The sequence below is a fragment of the Nocardia otitidiscaviarum NBRC 14405 genome (assembly GCF_000308635.1).
In the GTDB taxonomy this organism is placed as follows: Bacteria; Actinomycetota; Actinomycetes; order Mycobacteriales; family Mycobacteriaceae; genus Nocardia; species Nocardia otitidiscaviarum.
The window spans coordinates 38,432-54,274 of record NZ_BAGD01000275.1 but is presented as its reverse complement, the minus strand read 5'-3'; the positions used below and the strand labels follow the sequence as shown (position 1 = coordinate 54,274).

General features: G+C 69.4%; 14 protein-coding genes and 1 pseudogene. 6 read left to right on the top strand and 9 right to left on the bottom strand.

The window, feature by feature from the left end:
- Nucleotides 1-118: 118 nt before the first annotated feature.
- A pseudogene (locus ON31_RS38655) lies at nucleotides 119-829 on the top strand (Mut7-C RNAse domain-containing protein); the annotation flags it as partial.
- A gap of 72 nt (nucleotides 830-901) precedes the next feature.
- Here ON31_RS38655 and ON31_RS31295 read toward each other — a convergent pair.
- Nucleotides 902-2,977, bottom strand: a complete 2,076-nt coding sequence (locus ON31_RS31295; protein ID WP_081592874.1) for an alkyl/aryl-sulfatase — start codon at nucleotides 2,975-2,977, stop codon at nucleotides 902-904.
- A gap of 46 nt (nucleotides 2,978-3,023) precedes the next feature.
- Between ON31_RS31295 and ON31_RS31290 the strand changes: the two genes are divergently transcribed.
- On the top strand, nucleotides 3,024-3,605 hold the full coding sequence (locus ON31_RS31290; RefSeq protein WP_051038081.1) for a TetR/AcrR family transcriptional regulator: 582 nt from the start codon (nucleotides 3,024-3,026) through the stop codon (nucleotides 3,603-3,605).
- Here the strand turns inward: ON31_RS31290 and ON31_RS31285 are convergent, their stop codons facing one another.
- Together ON31_RS31285 and ON31_RS31280 are read right to left on the bottom strand one after the other, a co-directional pair.
- Nucleotides 3,606-4,628 (bottom strand): alpha/beta hydrolase, encoded by a 1,023-nt coding sequence (locus tag ON31_RS31285; protein ID WP_039818768.1) that lies wholly within the window; start codon nucleotides 4,626-4,628, stop codon nucleotides 3,606-3,608.
- A 110-nt stretch (nucleotides 4,629-4,738) separates the two neighbouring features.
- Nucleotides 4,739-5,500, bottom strand: coding sequence for an SDR family NAD(P)-dependent oxidoreductase (locus ON31_RS31280; protein WP_039818767.1), 762 nt, complete (start codon nucleotides 5,498-5,500; stop codon nucleotides 4,739-4,741).
- Nucleotides 5,501-5,653: 153 nt separating this feature from the next.
- Here ON31_RS31280 and ON31_RS31275 point away from each other — a divergent pair, with 153 nt between their 5' ends.
- A complete protein-coding gene (locus tag ON31_RS31275; RefSeq protein ID WP_039818788.1) occupies nucleotides 5,654-6,850 on the top strand; it encodes an MFS transporter in 1,197 nt (398 codons plus the stop codon).
- Between the two features lie 54 nt (nucleotides 6,851-6,904).
- On the opposite strand, the gene ON31_RS31270 is transcribed toward ON31_RS31275, so the two are convergent.
- Complete coding sequence (locus tag ON31_RS31270; protein WP_039818766.1) at nucleotides 6,905-8,407, bottom strand: flavin-containing monooxygenase; 1,503 nt, start codon at nucleotides 8,405-8,407, stop codon at nucleotides 6,905-6,907.
- A gap of 208 nt (nucleotides 8,408-8,615) precedes the next feature.
- On the opposite strand from ON31_RS31270, the gene ON31_RS31265 reads away from it, so the two are divergent.
- Nucleotides 8,616-10,013: an AIM24 family protein gene (locus ON31_RS31265; RefSeq protein WP_039818765.1), complete on the top strand. Its 1,398-nt coding sequence runs from the start codon at nucleotides 8,616-8,618 to the stop codon at nucleotides 10,011-10,013.
- 45 nt (nucleotides 10,014-10,058) lie between these two features.
- Here the strand turns inward: ON31_RS31265 and ON31_RS31260 are convergent, their stop codons facing one another.
- The 3 genes from ON31_RS31260 to ON31_RS31250 are packed head-to-tail and all read right to left on the bottom strand — an operon-like array spanning nucleotide 10,059 to nucleotide 12,128.
- Entirely contained in the window at nucleotides 10,059-10,901 is an 843-nt protein-coding gene (locus ON31_RS31260) for an SCO6745 family protein (protein ID WP_039818764.1), read from the bottom strand.
- 42 nt (nucleotides 10,902-10,943) lie between these two features.
- A complete protein-coding gene (locus ON31_RS31255) occupies nucleotides 10,944-11,294 on the bottom strand; it encodes an HPF/RaiA family ribosome-associated protein (protein WP_029932244.1) in 351 nt (116 codons plus the stop codon).
- Nucleotides 11,295-11,351: 57 nt separating this feature from the next.
- Nucleotides 11,352-12,128: a helix-turn-helix transcriptional regulator gene (locus ON31_RS31250; RefSeq protein ID WP_228811121.1), complete on the bottom strand. Its 777-nt coding sequence runs from the start codon at nucleotides 12,126-12,128 to the stop codon at nucleotides 11,352-11,354.
- 276 nt (nucleotides 12,129-12,404) lie between these two features.
- On the opposite strand from ON31_RS31250, the gene ON31_RS35030 reads away from it, so the two are divergent.
- A complete protein-coding gene (locus ON31_RS35030; protein ID WP_051038079.1) occupies nucleotides 12,405-13,292 on the top strand; it encodes a DoxX family protein in 888 nt (295 codons plus the stop codon).
- 134 nt (nucleotides 13,293-13,426) lie between these two features.
- Here the strand turns inward: ON31_RS35030 and ON31_RS31240 are convergent, their stop codons facing one another.
- Nucleotides 13,427-13,885 (bottom strand): PaaI family thioesterase, encoded by a 459-nt coding sequence (locus ON31_RS31240; RefSeq protein ID WP_039818762.1) that lies wholly within the window; start codon nucleotides 13,883-13,885, stop codon nucleotides 13,427-13,429.
- Between the two features lie 79 nt (nucleotides 13,886-13,964).
- Between ON31_RS31240 and ON31_RS31235 the strand changes: the two genes are divergently transcribed.
- Nucleotides 13,965-14,810 (top strand): NAD(P)H-binding protein, encoded by an 846-nt coding sequence (locus tag ON31_RS31235; RefSeq protein WP_039818761.1) that lies wholly within the window; start codon nucleotides 13,965-13,967, stop codon nucleotides 14,808-14,810.
- Between the two features lie 145 nt (nucleotides 14,811-14,955).
- On the opposite strand, the gene thpD is transcribed toward ON31_RS31235, so the two are convergent.
- On the bottom strand, nucleotides 14,956-15,840 hold the full coding sequence (gene thpD / locus ON31_RS31230; protein ID WP_039818760.1) for an ectoine hydroxylase: 885 nt from the start codon (nucleotides 15,838-15,840) through the stop codon (nucleotides 14,956-14,958).
- Nucleotides 15,841-15,843: the final 3 nt, after the last annotated feature.

Here is a 15,843-nt window from a genome sequence, read left to right as displayed (position 1 = left end):
GTTCGCGATACCGCGAACCCGCCCCGTCCGTATCCGCACCCGAGCGCCGACGGCACGACCGCGCTACCCGGCATCCGCAGGGGACCGCCCCGCCCCGCGTCGGCACCGCCGCAATACGGTGGCCGCGTCCCCGCCGCGCTGGCATGCTGACCGCGTGGACACCTCGGGGATAACCGTCGATTTCGCGCCGGAACTGGGACCGTTCCTGCCCGCCCGCCGGCGCGGCGCGCCGATGACGGCGCGTGTGGACGGCGTCTCCACGCTCGGTCACGTGGTGGAATCGCTCGGGGTACCGCTCACCGAGGTCGGTGAGCTCCTGGTCGACGGTGCACCGGCATCCGCCGCCCACATTCCGACCATCGGGCAGACCGTGACGGTGCGCGCGGTGACGCGCCCCCAGCCCGTCGCGAGCCCGCGCTTCCTGCTCGATATCCACCTCGGCACCCTGACCCGCCGCCTCCGTCTGCTCGGCGTGGACGCCGCCTACGAGAATCCGGATATCGGCGACGCGGCGCTGGCCGCCCGCTCGGCCGCCGAGCGGCGCATCCTGCTCTCCCGCGACCGCGGTCTGCTGCGGCGTCGCGAAATCTTCGCGGGCGCTTACGTCTACAGCCACCGGCCCGCCGAACAGCTCGACGACGTGCTGTCCCGCTTCGCGCCGCCGCTGCGCCCCTGGACCCGCTGTACGACCTGCAACGGCTCACTGCGCGAGACGGATCGGGAGTCGGTGCGGGCGCTGCTGCCCGCGCACACCGACCACTCCTACGACACCTTCGCTCAGTGCGAGGACTGCGGTCAGCCGTACTGGAAGGGCGCGCACCACGCCCGCCTCGACGCGATCGTCGAGCGCGCCCGACAGCGTTACGGGCCTGAACTCGCACCGCCGCCCCGGCACCGCGACTCAGGGCGTGACGATGGCGAACTCCGGGTCGGGCGTGTCGAGCACGTCCCGCAACTGCTGGAGCCGCAGCGGATCGCCCGCGACCCGTACCTCGCCGGACTTCACCGCATCGATCATGGTCACGGCGCCGGTGAGTACGCCGACGAGCGTGGCGCGGGTGAGGCTGAAGGTGGCGTCGGCGGGGACGCTGTCCGGTTCACCGGGGACGGTGTCGTAGTGGACGAGCACGCCGTTGCGCAGATCGGCACGGTGCGTACGGTTCTCGTCGGTGACCACCCAGTCGGTCACCAGCCTCGTCTCCCATGCCTTCGGACCGTCGACGCGCAGGGCCACGGCGTCGAACACCTGCTCCACGGTGAGCGCCGCCGCCACGCCCGCCGCATCGGCCTTGGTCGGGGTGCCGAACGGACCGTTGCGCAGTTCGTGCGCTCCGGAGAGGTAGAAGTTGCGCCAGGGTCCGTTCTCGGATCCGTACGCGAGTTGCTCGAAGGTGCTGGCCTGCAACATCTTCGCCGCCTCGTGCTCCGGCTCGGCGAAGATGAGGTAGTCGAGCACCTGTGCCGCCCAGCGGTAGTCGCCCTCGGCGTAGGCGGCCCGCGCGGTCCGCAGCACTCCGTCGGCGCCGCCCATGGCGGCGACGTGCCGCTTGGCGGATTCGACCGGCGGATGCTCCCACAGATGCGCCGGATTGCCGTCGAACCAGCCCATGTACCGCTGGTAGACGGCCTTCACATTGTGGCTGACCGAGCCGTAGTAACCGTGACTCGCCCAGGCGGTTTCGAGAGCGGGCGGCATGGTCATCAACTCGGCGATCTCGGCGCCCACGTACCCTTTGTTCAGCAGCCGCAGGGTCTGATCGTGCAGGTAGCCGTAGGTATCCCGTTGCAGCCCCAGCCATTCCACGATCCGCTCCGATCCCCAGGTGGGCCAGTGGTGGGAGGCGAAGGCCACCTCGGACCTGCCCCCGAACAGCTGGATGGCCTCGGTCAGATACTTGGCCCAGACGTGTGCGTCGCGCACCAGGGCACCGCGCAGCGTGACGATATTGTGCAGGGTGTGGGTCGCGTTCTCCGCCATGCAGAGTGCGCGCCGATCGGGGAAGTAGAAGTTCATCTCGGCGGGAGCTTCCGTGCCGGGCGTGATCTGGAAGACGATCCGCACGCCGTCGATCGTCTCCTCCTGCCCGGTGTGGGTGATGTCGCGGGTCGGCGGAACAAGGCTCACGGTTCCGACCGAGGTCGTCATGCCCAATCCGGTCCCGACCTGCCCTCGATCGCCGCGCGGCAGGGCCGCACCGTACATGTAGGCCGAGCGCCGGGCCATGGCCGTTCCGGCGTAGACGTTCTCCGCCACCGCGTGTTCCAGGAAGCCGCGCGGCGCCAGCACCGGCACCCGGCCCGCGCGCACGTCCTCGACGGTGACGACGCCCTGCGCGCCACCGAAGTGGTCGACATGTGCATGGGTGTAGATCAGTCCGGTGACCGGCCGATCGCCCCGGTGGGCGCGGTACAGCGCGAGCCCGGCCGCGGCGGTCTCCACCGAGATGAGCGGATCGATCACCACGATGCCGGTATCGCCCTCCACGATGGTCATATTCGACAGGTCGAGCCCGCGAATCTGATAGATCCCCGGCACCACCTCGTAGAGCCCGCTCTTGACCACCAGCTGCCCCTGCCGCCACAGGCTCGGATGCACCGAATTGGGGCAGCCGCCCTGCAGGAAGTCGTAGGAGTCGCTGTCCCACACCGTCTTTCCCTCGGCGTCGGTGATCACTCCGGATTCCGGCGCGGCCAGGAAGCCGCGGTCGGCGTCGGCGAAATCGGCGGTGTCGGTGAACGGCAAGGTGTCCCGCGCCTGCCGCTGGCGCGCGAGCACGTGGTCACTGGGGTCGACCGGATTCCGGCTGGGCCGTTCCTCGGCGCTCGCCCGCGCGTCGTCGCCGCAGGCGGTGGCCGCGGACCCGACACCCGCCGCCATCAGCGCGGCGGCCCCGGCGCCCAGTGCGCCGCGCCTGGACAGCGCGAGGCGTCCGGTGCGGCGGGTGTCGTCGGTGTCGGCACGGTGGTCGTCGACCATCACTGCTCCCTTCGCTATTGCAGTGAGACTGCAATATACTCACACCGTGACGACCAGCGCCAGACGCCGCCGCGACCCGGAGCAGACCCGGGCCGCGATCATCGCGGCCCTGCTCGAATCGGCCCAGCGGGGTGAGTTCACCCCGACCACCAAGGCGCTCGCCGAACGCGCGGGCGTCTCCGAACGCAGCATCTTCGTGCACTTCCCGACCAGGGAGGATCTGCTCGTCGCCCTGACCGACGAACAGTCCGAGCGTGTCGAGGCCCTCATCACCACGGTGGACCCGGGCGCGCCGCTGTCGGAGCGGGTGGAGGCGGTGGTGCGGCAGAGCGCGGCCGTTTTCGCACTGCAGCGCAAACCCCGAGTGCTCGGCCTGCTGCTCTCCCCCACCGTCGCCGCCGTGGACGATCGAATGCGCTTGGCCGACACCCGCATTCGCGACGGACTGGCGCGGGTGTTCGAACCCGAACTCACCCGCGACGGAACCCGCGACGAACAGCTGCTCGACCTGATCGAAGCGGCCGCGGCCTGGCCCGTCCACCATCACCTGATCGAACGCCGAGGCGCCGCCGCGGACGAGGCCGAGGCGGCGGTGCGACGAGCGCTGCTCGCGCTGTTGCGGACGTGATCAGGCGGGCAGGCCCAGTCCCGCCGCCAGCACCGGCCAGGACTTCTCCAGGGCGTCCTGCCAGTACCCCCACGAATGGGTGCCGGTCGGCGTGAAGTCGTAGGTGGCCGGGATGCCCAACTCGTTCAGCCTGGTCTGCAGGTTGCGCGTGCAGTAGTCGGTCGCGGCCTCGAGGCCGCCGCCGACCACGACCTGATTGGCCAGTCCGCCCGGCCCCGGTAGGGCGTACTGCCCGTCGAGTGTGTCGTAGCGGCCGGGCATTCCGGTCCCGCTGGAGATGAACAGATTCACCCCGCGCAGCTGATCGGCGTGCACGTAGGGATCGTTCGCGGCCCACATCGGATCACCCTGCGGGCCATACATGTTCTTCGCATCGCCGCCGCCCGCCGCCACCACGGTATTGACGAAGTTGTAGCCGATGGGATCGCTGATCTGCGCGCAGCCGCTGTAGGAGGCCACCGATCCGTACAGCCCCGGCGCCGCGATGGGCAGTTGCAGCACCGAGGTGCCCGCCATGGACAGTCCGGCGATGGCATTGCGCCCGGTGGTGTGCAACGCACGGTCGACGAGCGGCGGCAGCTCCTCGGTGAGGAAGGTCTTCCACTTGTTGACGCCCAGCGCGGGGTCCGGTGCGCGCCAATCGGTGTAGTAGCTGAACCCGCCGCCGATCGGCTGCACCACATTGACGTCCTTGGCCGCCAGGAAGTCCAGTACATCGGTCTGCTTGTTCCAGGTGGCGCTGTCCTCACCGCCGCCCGCCCCGTTGAGCAGGTAGAGCGTCGGCGCGGCGGCCGAGGTGTCGGCCGGTCGCTGCACATCGACCTCGATGTTCTTGTCCATGGCCGCCGAGTACACCCGGAGGGTCAGGTGCCGGTCGTCGACGGTGTGCACCGAGACGATCCGCGACCCGTCCGGCGAGGTGCCCGCCGGGGACACCGCGGCGGGTGCGTCGACCGCGAGGGCTGGTCCCGCCGCCGCGACCGGAAGGAGTGCGGCGGTCGCCGCCACGGCCAGGGCTGTCATGGTTCGATGTCTCGGTAAGCGCACGCGACCCACCGTGCCGCAGTGAACTGAGAATTTGCTGGATGCGAGCTGGCACGGCGCTGAGAGGCCAGCTCAGCGGGGCGGCCGGCTCAGCGGGCCGCCATGCGAATGCCGCCGTCCAACCGGATCACTTCGCCATTGAGCATGGGGTTGCTCACGATATGCGCCACCAGTGCGGCGAATTCGTCGGGATCACCCAGCCGCCGCGGATGCGGTACCTGCTGCCCCAGGGATTCCCGCGCCTGCTCGGGCAGCGCGGCCAGCAGCGGCGTATCGAACATGCCCGGCGCGACGGTGACCACCCGAATCTGCCGCTCGCCCAGATCGCGGGCAAGCGGCAGCGTCATTCCGGCCACCGCCGCCTTGGAGGCCGCGTACGCCGCCTGGCCGATCTGCCCGTCGAACGCGGCCACCGAGGCGGTGTTGACGATGACCCCTCGTTCACCGTCGACAGTCGCCAGGCGCGCCATCCGCTGCGCCCCGAGGCGCAGCACATTGAAGGTCCCGACCAGATTCACGTCGATCACCACCTGGAAGGCGTGCACGGGAATCACGCTGTCCCCGGTCAGGATTCGTCCCGGCAGCCCGATTCCGGCGCAGTTCACCACCATGCGCAGCGGACCCAGCGCCGCGGCGGCGTCCAGCGCGGCTGCCACATCGTCCTCCTCGGTGACATCCCCCGGCACGAAGATCGCGCCGTCACCCAGTTCCCGCGCCACCGCCGCCCCCTCGGAGTCCGCGAGATCGAACAGCACCACTCGCCCGCCCTCGGCCAGCACCCGCCGCGCGGTGGCCAGGCCGAGCCCCGAAGCGGCTCCGGTGACGAGGGCGACCTGGTCGCTGATCTGCATGGGCGCGGTTCCTTCCGAGCGTTCCGAACGACCACCATGAGTATCAGAATTGCTCCTTGTTATCAACAAGAGATCTTTTCCATTGCTCGCGACGGCTACCGCGACCCGTGCGTCGGCGGCATGATCGGCGCAGACCGACAGGCGGAGGCCCTGATGCGCGATTCCACCGTTCGTCCCCCGCTCGGTGCGTGGCGATTCGTCTTCGGCTTCGGCGCGGTGAGCCTGTGCGCCGATGTGGTGTACGAGGGCGCGCGCTCGGTCACCGGCCCGTTCCTCGCCGCGCTCGGCGCGTCGGCGGCACTGATCGGCATCGTCACCGGCGTCGGGGAGGCGGCGGCGCTGGCACTGCGCCTGTTCTCCGGCCCGCTCGCCGACCGCACGCAACGCTTCTGGGCGTGGACCATCGCCGGGTACGCGCTCAGCGTGCTGTCGGTCCCGCTGCTCGGATACACCGGATTGCTCTGGGTCGCGTGCGCACTGGTCGTCACCGAACGGGTCGGCAAGGCGGTCCGCAGTCCGGCCAAGGACACCCTGCTCTCCTACGCGACGGCCGCGGCGGGGCGCGGGCGCGGCTTCGCCGTCCACGAGGCGCTCGACCAGATCGGCGCGCTCGCGGGGCCATTGCTGGTGGCGGGCGTGCTGGCCGTCTCGGATACGAACTACCGCACCGCCTTCGGAGTGCTCGCGGTGCCCGCCGTGGCCACGCTCGCCCTGCTGGCCTGGCTGCAGTTGCGCGTCCCGCACCCCGAACGCTACGAAGTACCGTCCGAACCGCCCGCGACACGATCGACATCCGCTGTGCGGGAACGGCTTCCGGCCGTGTTCTGGCGCTACTCGGCCTTCACCGCCGTCACGTTGAGCGGCTTCGCCACCTTCGGCGTGCTCTCGTATCACCTGGTGACCGCGGGTGGCATGACCACGGCCGCCGTCGCCGTGCTGTACGCCGCCGCCATGGTCGTCGACGCCCTCACCGCGCTGGCCGCCGGCTGGACCTACGACCGCGTCGGCGCGCGGGTGCTCACCGCCCTGCCGCTACTCGCCGCGCTGGCAACGGTATTCGCCTTCGCCGCCGATCTGCGGTGGATGCTGCTCGGGGCGCTGCTGTGGGGTGCGGCCCTCGGCATCCAGGAGTCGACCATGCGCGCCGTGGTCGCCGATCTGGTTCCCCCGCACCGCCGCGCCACCGCCTACGGTCTCTACGCCGCTCTCGGCGGGGTGGCCGCGGCGCTGGGCGGCGCGCTCACCGGCCTGCTGTACGAGGTGTCGATCGCGGCGCTGGTGGGTACCGTGCTGGCCATCCAGGTGGTGGCGCTGGCCCTGTTCCCCCGCCTGGCCGCCGCCGAGCGATGACCGAATCCGAAACGGCCGCCGGGTGTCACCCGGCGGCCGTCACTCGAAGTGCCTTCAGGCGGAGCGGGATTCGGCGGCCACCGGTACGCGGCGGGCGGCACCGCGGGTGAAACGCAACACGCCGTCCTCCAGCGCGCCCTTGCGCAGCAGCGCGCGGTCGCGGAAATAGTTGTTGATGACCAGCCAGGGGCCGCGGGTGCCCTGCCGGGGCATGACGCCGTCGCCGCGCTGGATGTAGCCGGAGGTGAGCGCACCACCCATGAGCGACGCCTCCGACTTGTCGCCATCCTCCGGTACCGCGACCACCTTGGTGAATCCCTTGTCCCGCATATGGTTCAGCAGGCGGCAGAAGTACTCGGCGGCGAGATCGGCCTTGAGGGTCCAGGAGGCGTTGGTGTAGCCGAGCACCACCATGGCATTGGGCACGTTGCCCAGCAGTGCGCCCTTGTAGGCGACCAGGTCGCGGGTGGCGAGGGTTTCGCCGTCCACCACCAGGCTCGCGCCGCCGAGCATCTGCACGGTCAGGCCGGTGGCGCTGATGACGATATCGGCGGGAATCTCGTCCCCGGACTCCAATTGGATACCGGTTTCGGTGAAGGTCGCGATGCGATCGGTGACGATGGACGCCTTACCGCTGCGCAGCACCCGGAACAGATCACCATTCGGCACCACGCACAGCCGCTGATCCCACGGGTCGTAGCTGGGCGTGAAGTGGCGCATATCGATGCCGGGGCCGACCTGGGCGCGCACGGCCGCCAGCATGAGCTTGCGCGAGAGCGCCGGATTGGTGCGCGAGAGCTGATAGCTGGCCCGCTGCAGGGCGATATTGCGGGCGCGACCCACCTTGTAGGCGAGCTTGGCGGGCACCTTCGCCAGCTTCATGCCGACGGCGACCGGATCGTCGGCGGGCAGGGCGGCGATATAGGTGGGCGAACGCTGCAGCATGGTCACATGCCCGGCGGTGTCGCTCATGGACGGAATGAGGGTGATGGCGGTCGCGCCGCTGCCGATGACCACCACCCGCTTGCCGGCGTAGTCCAGATCCTCGGGCCAGTGCTGCGGATGCACGATCGGCCCCTGGAACCGCTCCTCACCGGGGAAGGTCGGCCGGTAGCCGTTGTCGTAGTCGTAGTAGCCGGTGCAGCCGATCAGGAAGTTGCTGGTGTAGATCTCGGTCTCACCGGTGCGCTCGTCGTGCGCCCGCACCGTCCACAGCTCGGCCGCACTGTCCCAGCTGGCCTCGACCACGCGGCGGCCGAAGCGGATACGGTCGGTGACGCCGTATTCGGCGGCGGTGTCCTCGATGTACTGCCGGATGTGCGGGCCGTCGGCGAGCACCTTGGTGCCGATCCACGGGCGGAAGCCGTAGCCGAAGGTGTACATATCCGAATCGGAGCGAATGCCCGGGTAGCGGAACAGATCCCAGGTGCCGCCGATGGCGGTGCGGCGCTCCAGGATCAGATAGCTGCGCCCGGTCCCCTCCTTGCCGAGGTGGCAGGCCATGCCGATTCCGGACAGGCCCGCGCCGATGATCAGTACGTCGACATGCCGCGTCATTGAGGTACTCGCTTCGTCTGGTCGCGCCCCGTACACCGTCGTCGGAGCCTCACCGCATAATAGGTGTTATTATCGGTTACGTCTACTCTGGCGGGAGCAGGCCCGGTCCCACGGCACGCCCGCCCAGTCGACCTTGCTGGCGCGGCACGCGCGGTCACGACAGACTGGAAACCGTGAATGCCATGCAGGACCTTCGAGGCGGCCCGCGATGACCACACTCGCTCGCGGCGAGAACCGCCCCGCACCCGGCGACCGCATGACCGTCACGGTGGCCTGCCACGCGCCGGTCGACGTCTCGGCCCTGCTGCTGGGGACCGACGGGCGGGTGCGATCCGACGGCGACTTCATCTTCTTCAACCAACCGGCCGGGCCGGGCGTCACCTACCGCCACGGGCAGGGCCGCGGCGACATGGTGGACGTGCACACCGGCATGCTGCCGCCCGATGTCGACACCGTCGTCGTCACCGCCAGCCTGGACGGGCGCGGACCGGCGAGCTTCGGCGGTGCGGGAGCGCTGACCGCCACCATCCAATCGCACACGGGGGCATTGACCTTCCCCGTCGGCGGACTGTCCACCGAGACCGCCGTGGTGTGCGTGGAGATCTACCGGCGCGGTGATGGGTGGAAGGTGCGCGCGGTCGGGCAGGGCTACGACAACGGCCTGGCCGGAATAGCCACCGCCTTCGGGGTGAACATCGACGACGAGCCGGATACGCCGCCGCCCGCGCCGAATCCCGCCCCCGCGCCGAATCCCGCTCCCGCGCAGCACCGTCCGCCGCCACCGCCACCGCCGCCCGTCCCGCCGAGCCCCGGGTACGCACCCGCCCACCAGTCCCCCACGCCGGCACCGCACCGAGGAGCCCAGCCCATGCAGAGCGATCTGTTCAGCCCCAGTTTCGCCGAGGCCAACGGTCTCGGCATTCAGAAGCAGGGCAGCAAGATGATCAAGGTCGGACTCGACGGCGAAGTGCTGGCGCGGTCCGGATCCATGGTCGCCTATCAGGGGGAGCTGCGATTCCAGGCACTGGGCTCCGGTGGCATCGGACGCGCCATCCAACAGCGGCTCACCGGTGAGGGCGTACCGCTCATGAAGGTGTCCGGGCGCGGTGATCTGTTCCTCGCCAATGCCGCCGCCGAAGTGCACATCATCGACCTGGACGGCAGCGACGGCCTGACCATCAACGGGGCCAATGTGCTCGCCTTCGACCCGACGCTGTCCTACAACATCAAGCGGGTGCAGGGCGCGGCGGGCTACGCCAGCAATGCCGGATTCTTCAACTGCGTCTTCACCGGTCGCGGGCGCATCGCCATCACCACCGAGGGCACCCCTGTCGTGCTCCAGGTCGACCAGCCGACCTACGCCGACCCGCAGGCCGCCGTGGCCTGGTCCTCCAGTCTCCAGACCGGTGTCAAGCGCAACGACTCCTTCGGCCTGGGCCGCCTCATCGGCCGTAGCACCGGCGAGGGGATGACGCTGTCGTTCTCCGGCCGCGGCTTCGTCATCGTGCAGCCGTCCGAACTGCCGCCCGGCGGCCTCATCGGCGGCACGGGCGGCGGTCAGGACGCCGGACAGAGCGGCGGCGCACTGGGCGGGCTGTTCAGCTAGAACCGTCGGCGGCTGTTCGGCCGACCCTGTCGCGGCCTCGACCGCTCAGAGCGGATGCGCGCCCATGGGGTTCGGGAACGGCACCGCGCCGCTGCGGGAGACCAACCGGGCCGCGGGCGTGATCAGCTTCAGCATGTCCTCGGCGTCGGGGAGATCCCGATAGGCGTCGGCGGCCAGGGCGTCGGTGCGGGTCTCGACTTGGGCGCGCAGCGCGCGGCCCGCATCGGAGAGCTCCTGTCCCGCAAGCAGTCCGCGTGCCCGCAGCCGGTCGGCCGCCGCATCCCAGTCGTCCCGGCTCCAGCCGCGGTTGTCGAGCCAGATCTGCTCGGGCGTACCGGTGTCGGCGGAGAACAGCACGTGCGCCTCGCAGCCGTCGATGCCCTCGGCGAGCAGGCAGGCGACGTGACCGTCCCCGCGATGTTCGCGCAACGCCGTCGCCGCCTGCCACAGCGCCGCGACCGGGGATTCCGGTTCGGGCACATCGCGATTGGCGGCGAACAGTGAGCGGCCGCCGGGCGGCGCAGCGGCCACCGCGGCCCGCAGACCGGGCAGCACCCGCTCGGCCAGCTCCTCGATATCCGGCGTCACCCGGGTCAGCGCCGCGGCGGCCGAACGGGCCCGGTCCGCGAGGATGGTCTCGGGGTCGGCGTAGTCCCAGGCGTCCGGGATCGCCCGCCGCACCATGCGCGGGTGGAAGTTGTAGAAGGTGGCCTCCACCACCCCGGGCCGGACGGCGCCGAACGGGGCCGCGCGGGAACCGAAGTAACCCATCCAGTACCCACGCAGCCCAAGGGTTTTGCGATCGGCGATGCATTCGGCGGCGAAGTAGGTCACGGCGTGCAGCGGTTCGAGCGCCCGCCACATCTCACGAGCGAAAGCGTTGTCCATGACCTCGACCCTAACCCCTGACTTCACTTACATGAAGTCACATCACTCGGCCGGGATGTGCCGAATGCTCTCCCCGCCCTTGACATCTCGCTGCCGACCGAACCGGGAACTCAGCAGCGACACCATCTCGCGGGCCGCACCGTCATAGGCTTGCTCGATGGTTGCCGCTTTATGCGTCACCACCACCGGCCCCTGACCCGCCGGACGGGCCTCCAGCGTGCACTTCTTGTCGTCCGCGCCGCCCTTGTCCCCGTTCTCGTCGTTCAGATAAACCTCCACGCGGGTGATCCGATCGCCGAACCGACCCAGCACGTCGGCGATCCGCTCCCGGGCCGCATCGAGCAGCCCCTGATCGCCTTCCACAGCCCTACCGGTATTGACCAGAATCTCCACGGAATCTCTCCTCTTCGAAATGCTCCGGGATGAGCCCCCTCCACAGTAGCCCTCCGCTCACCGCCGGACGCCGAGGAAGAACTGAATGTGTCCGGGATGACGGCCGTAATCCACGCGGAACATGTGCACCGCCAGCGAATATTCGGCACCGGAGTCGATATCGCGCAATAGCATACGCGGATCGTCGCGTCCATAGGTTGTCCCACCCGTCGCCCACATGGCGCGGAATTCCGGGTACGCGCCGAGTTCCTCCAGGAGATCACCGGCCCAGGCGGTATCGCCGGATTGGCCGATCAAACCGCGTAGCCAGTCCACCGTGAGCGAGGCTTCCCGCTCCCATTCCACCATCACCCGCCGCGAGTTCGCATTGCCGAAGAACCAGCGCAGAATACTGACATCCTCGACCAGCCCCGGGAATGCCGCCGCGTAGGAATCATTGCAGGCCAGCACATTCCACCGGGTGTCGACGAAGGCCGCCGGATTGGGCCCGTGCACCTCCAAGCCGGCGCGCATATCGTCGGAGATACCGGCCCGCAGGTCGTCGACGTCGGGAAACGTGTCGTCGTGGAGTCCGGCCAGATCGAACAGGTGGCGACGCTCGGCATCGGAGAGGGGATGCACGCGGTCGAGAAAGGTGCTGAGCGCCTCGATGACCTGTTTCGTGGGATGTTCGCGAGCGCCGCTCTCCAGGTGCGTGATATAGCTGGCGCTGACCCCGGCGGCGAATCCCAATCGTTCCCGGGAGACCCGGCGATCATCCCGCAGTTTGCGCAGCAGGCCGCCCAGTGTCGGCGGGCGCGGTTCATCGGGTCGGTCGTCGGAAGGTATACGCAACAATGGATTCCGCTCCCCCTGTTACTCGGGTCCGCATCGCGCCGAAGGCACGCAATTCCGACCTGGACTGACGGCCAGAATCGTAAAACACCTGTCGCACACCTGTTACTTATACAGCAAGTTGTCAGCTACATCACAGATCGACGCAGGGCCGGATGAGCCGGCCCGTTTCGCGAACGCGCCCGCTCGGCGCGGTATGCCACCCTGGTGGGGCCGACCGGCCGCAACCGCGGCCAGGAGCGCGGCGGGAGCACGACGCGATTTCGGAGGGAACCGATGAACCGAGAACGGCTCGCCCTGGCGTCCGGCTGGGCATACACCGCGGTCCGGGTGCTGCTGTCGCTGGCGATGATCGCCTTCGGCATGGTGAAAGTCGTTCCGACGCAATTCATCACCTTCACCCTGCCGGGCGCCATGCTGGTCCCTCTCGGCGATTCCTCGCCCTCGGGCATGCTGTGGAAGTTCATGGCGACCTCCACGCCGTACACGGTGATCACGGGCGCGGTGGAGGTGCTGGGCGGGCTACTGCTCATCTTCCGGCGCACCACCCTGCTCGGGGCCCTGGTCTCGGCGGTCGCACTGGTCCAGGTGAGCATTCTGAACCTCAGCTACGGCGTGCCGGTCATCCTGACCCCACTGCTCATGCTGGCGATGGCCCTGGTGGTCGCACTGCCGTGGTGGTCGCGGCTGCTCGATGTGCTGATCCGCAACCGGGATTCGGTCGCCCTGCCCGAACCGCCCGCGGCGGGGCGGCGTCGCCGGCGGGCGGGAACGCTCGCCCACCTCGCCGCAGCCGCCGTCGTCATCGCCGCCATGGGGGCCAATGGAATTCGCAGCTACAACGACTACACCGAGCGGATCTCACCCCTGGACGGAGTGTGGGCGGTGGACACCTACGAGGGGGCCGGACCGCGCTGGGTGCGCCTCGCCATCGACGCCCGCCCCGCCGCCCAGCACCTGGCCGTGACCCGTGACACCGGCGAGCTGCTGACCACCGAGCTGAGCATCGACGCCGCGACATCCCGACTGCGTCTGGACGATTCGACGCTCGACTACCGCCAGCACGACAGCACCCTGCGGCTGACGGGAGAGTTCGACGGCACACCGGTCGATATCACCCTGCACCGCATCCCCCTGCGCGGTGAGGCCCGCGACTTCCGCTGAGCGACAGCGACTCTGCGTTTTCCACGCCCGGCTGCACACCCGACACCCACCGGCTCGGCCGCACATCCACCCCCGGCACTGCGCTCGGTATCACCGGATGACGGGTGCCGGGTGATGGTGGATGACCGCGGGCGTCAGATGCCCAGTGCCGGAATATCACCCGGCCGGGCACCGTGCGCCAGGAAGTGTTCGGGCTCGACCACGATGAACAGGGCGTCGGCCGTGGCGGCGGTCTCGCCGTCGAGTTCCAGCCGCGCGGCGATGTGCAGTTTGCGGCCCTCGCGCCGGTCCAGCGCGGCCCGCACGGTGACCGGGCGGCCGAGTGGAATCGGCCGAGAGAACGCGATATTCAGCTGCGCCGTGACCGCCGGGAGCGTGTGCCCGAGCAGGATCGCGCCCGCCGCCTCGTCGAGCGCTGCCGAGGCCACGCCGCCGTGTACCAGTCCGGGCGCGCCCTGATGACACTCGTCGAAGACGACCGTGCCGGTGACCTCGTCACCGGCCCGCCGGAAGTCGATGTGCAGCCCGGACCGGCTGTCCGGCCCGCAGCCGAAGCAGTTGCCGTGGTGTTTGGGCAGGATCGTCCCGGTCACGCACACTCCTTCATTTGAGAATCATATGTGTCCCGAATGTTACCCGAGCCAGCCGGTAGCGGAGCGATAGCCTGTGGCCATGACCGAAGTGATCGCCGTATCCGGCGCGAGCGGGCAGATCGGCGGACGAGTGGCGCGCCTGCTCTCCGACGCGGGCCTGACCACCCGGCTGCTGGGCCGCACCCCCACCCGGATCCCGGCCGTACCGGGCGCGACCACGGCCCGCGCCGACTTCGCCGACCCCGAATCCGTCGCCACCGCCCTGGCCGGTGCGCACACCTTCTTCCTCGTCTCCGCGACCGAATCCGCCGACCGGGCCGCCCAGCAGGTCGCCGTGGTCCAGGCGGCCCGCGATGCCGGGGTCGAGCGCATCGTCTACCTGTCCTTCGTCGCGGCCGCGCCCGACTGCACCTTCACCTTCGGACGCGACCACTGGTACACCGAACAGGCCATCCGGGCCTCGGGGATGGAGTTCACCATCCTGCGGGACAACCTGTACCAGGACCTGATCCCGGCCTTCGCCGACGAGCACGGTGTCATACGCGGGCCCGCCGGTGACGGCGCGGTGGCCGCGGTCGCCCGCGCGGACGTGGCGGCCGCCGCCGCGGCCGTGCTCACCGGCAAGGGACACGCCGGCGCGATCCACGATCTCACCGGTCCGCGCGCCTTCACCCTGACCGAGGCGGCCGCACAGATGACCGAGATTCTGGGCCGCCCCTACCGCTACGACCCGGAAACTCTCGCGCAGGCGTACGCGTCCCGCGCGAAATACGATGCGCCCCCATGGGAGCTGGACGGCTGGGTGACCTCCTACGCGGCCATCGCCGCGGGCGATCTGGATACCGTCACCGATGCGGTGCGGAGGCTGACCGGACGCCCGCCCACCGATTTCGCGGACTTCCTCACTACGCTGCGCCGAACCTAGAACGCCAAACCTGGAGCACCGAATCCAGTGCGCCGAACCTGACGCACCGGACCTGGTACGCCCGCCCGACCTGGTACGCCCGACCTGGCCTGTAGACAGCATCGCACCCCGCCCGGATCCGAGCGGGGTGCGATACCGTCATGAGTCAGCCGATGGGCGTGAAGTCCCGGCTGCCGATGTAGGTCGGCCGCGGTGCATCCGCCGCGAACGGCGCGACCAGCGCGTTCTCCACGCTGTTGAACACCAGGAAGATGTTCGAGCGCGGGAACGGCGTGATGTTGTTCGACGAGCCGTGCATGATGTTCGAGTCGAACAGCAGCGCCGAGCCGGCGGCACCGGTGAACTGGTTGATGCCGTAGGTGCTGGCCAGCTTGGTGATGTCGTCCTGGGTGGGGACACCGATCTGCTGCTCGCGCAACGAATCCCGGTAGTGCTCGGCCGGGGTCTCACCCTGGCAGGGCACGAAGGTGCGATGCGACCCGGGCATGAGCATCAGGCTGCCGTTGTAGGGATAGTTGTCGGTCAGTGCGATCGACAGGCTCACCGCGCGCGGAGCGGGCATACCGTCCTCCGCGTGCCAGGTCTCGAAGTCCGAATGCCAGTAGAAACCGGCCCCCCGGAAGCCGGGCATGTAGTTCACCCGGCTCTGGTGGATGTAGACCTCGGAACCCAGAATCTGTTCGGCGAGTCCGCGAATCCGGCTCTGGCGCACCAGATCCGCAATGGCGTCACTGAGCTTGTGCACCTCGAAGATCGAGCGCACCCGCCGCGACGTCTTCTCGATGATCAATCGCTCATCGAGCCACAGGTCCGGATCATCCGCCAAACGCCGGGTCTCCGCCGAGAATTCGGCGACCTCGGCGGGGTCGAGCAGCGCATCGATCACGGAGTAGCCGTAGGGCTCGAAGGTAGCCAGTTCCGGGGACTCGATGTGGCCCCACACCGTGGGATCGGTGCGCTCGATGTGCGCCCGCGGTGTGCTGGTCCGGGTCTGGTAGCGATCGATTACGGTGTTGTCCGACAGCGTCATTCG

Coding starts and splice junctions, on each gene's coding strand:
- ON31_RS31295 (WP_081592874.1), bottom strand. CDS start 2,977: ATGGTCGACGACCACCGTGCCGACACCGACGACACCCGCCGCACCGGA.
- thpD (WP_039818760.1), bottom strand. CDS start 15,840: ATGACGCTGTCGGACAACACCGTAATCGATCGCTACCAGACCCGGACC.
- ON31_RS31275 (WP_039818788.1), top strand. CDS start 5,654: ATGCGCGATTCCACCGTTCGTCCCCCGCTCGGTGCGTGGCGATTCGTC.
- ON31_RS31235 (WP_039818761.1), top strand. CDS start 13,965: ATGACCGAAGTGATCGCCGTATCCGGCGCGAGCGGGCAGATCGGCGGA.
- ON31_RS31280 (WP_039818767.1), bottom strand. CDS start 5,500: ATGCAGATCAGCGACCAGGTCGCCCTCGTCACCGGAGCCGCTTCGGGG.
- ON31_RS31270 (WP_039818766.1), bottom strand. CDS start 8,407: ATGACGCGGCATGTCGACGTACTGATCATCGGCGCGGGCCTGTCCGGA.
- ON31_RS31285 (WP_039818768.1), bottom strand. CDS start 4,628: ATGACAGCCCTGGCCGTGGCGGCGACCGCCGCACTCCTTCCGGTCGCG.
- ON31_RS31260 (WP_039818764.1), bottom strand. CDS start 10,901: ATGGACAACGCTTTCGCTCGTGAGATGTGGCGGGCGCTCGAACCGCTG.
- ON31_RS31265 (WP_039818765.1), top strand. CDS start 8,616: ATGACCACACTCGCTCGCGGCGAGAACCGCCCCGCACCCGGCGACCGC.
- ON31_RS35030 (WP_051038079.1), top strand. CDS start 12,405: ATGAACCGAGAACGGCTCGCCCTGGCGTCCGGCTGGGCATACACCGCG.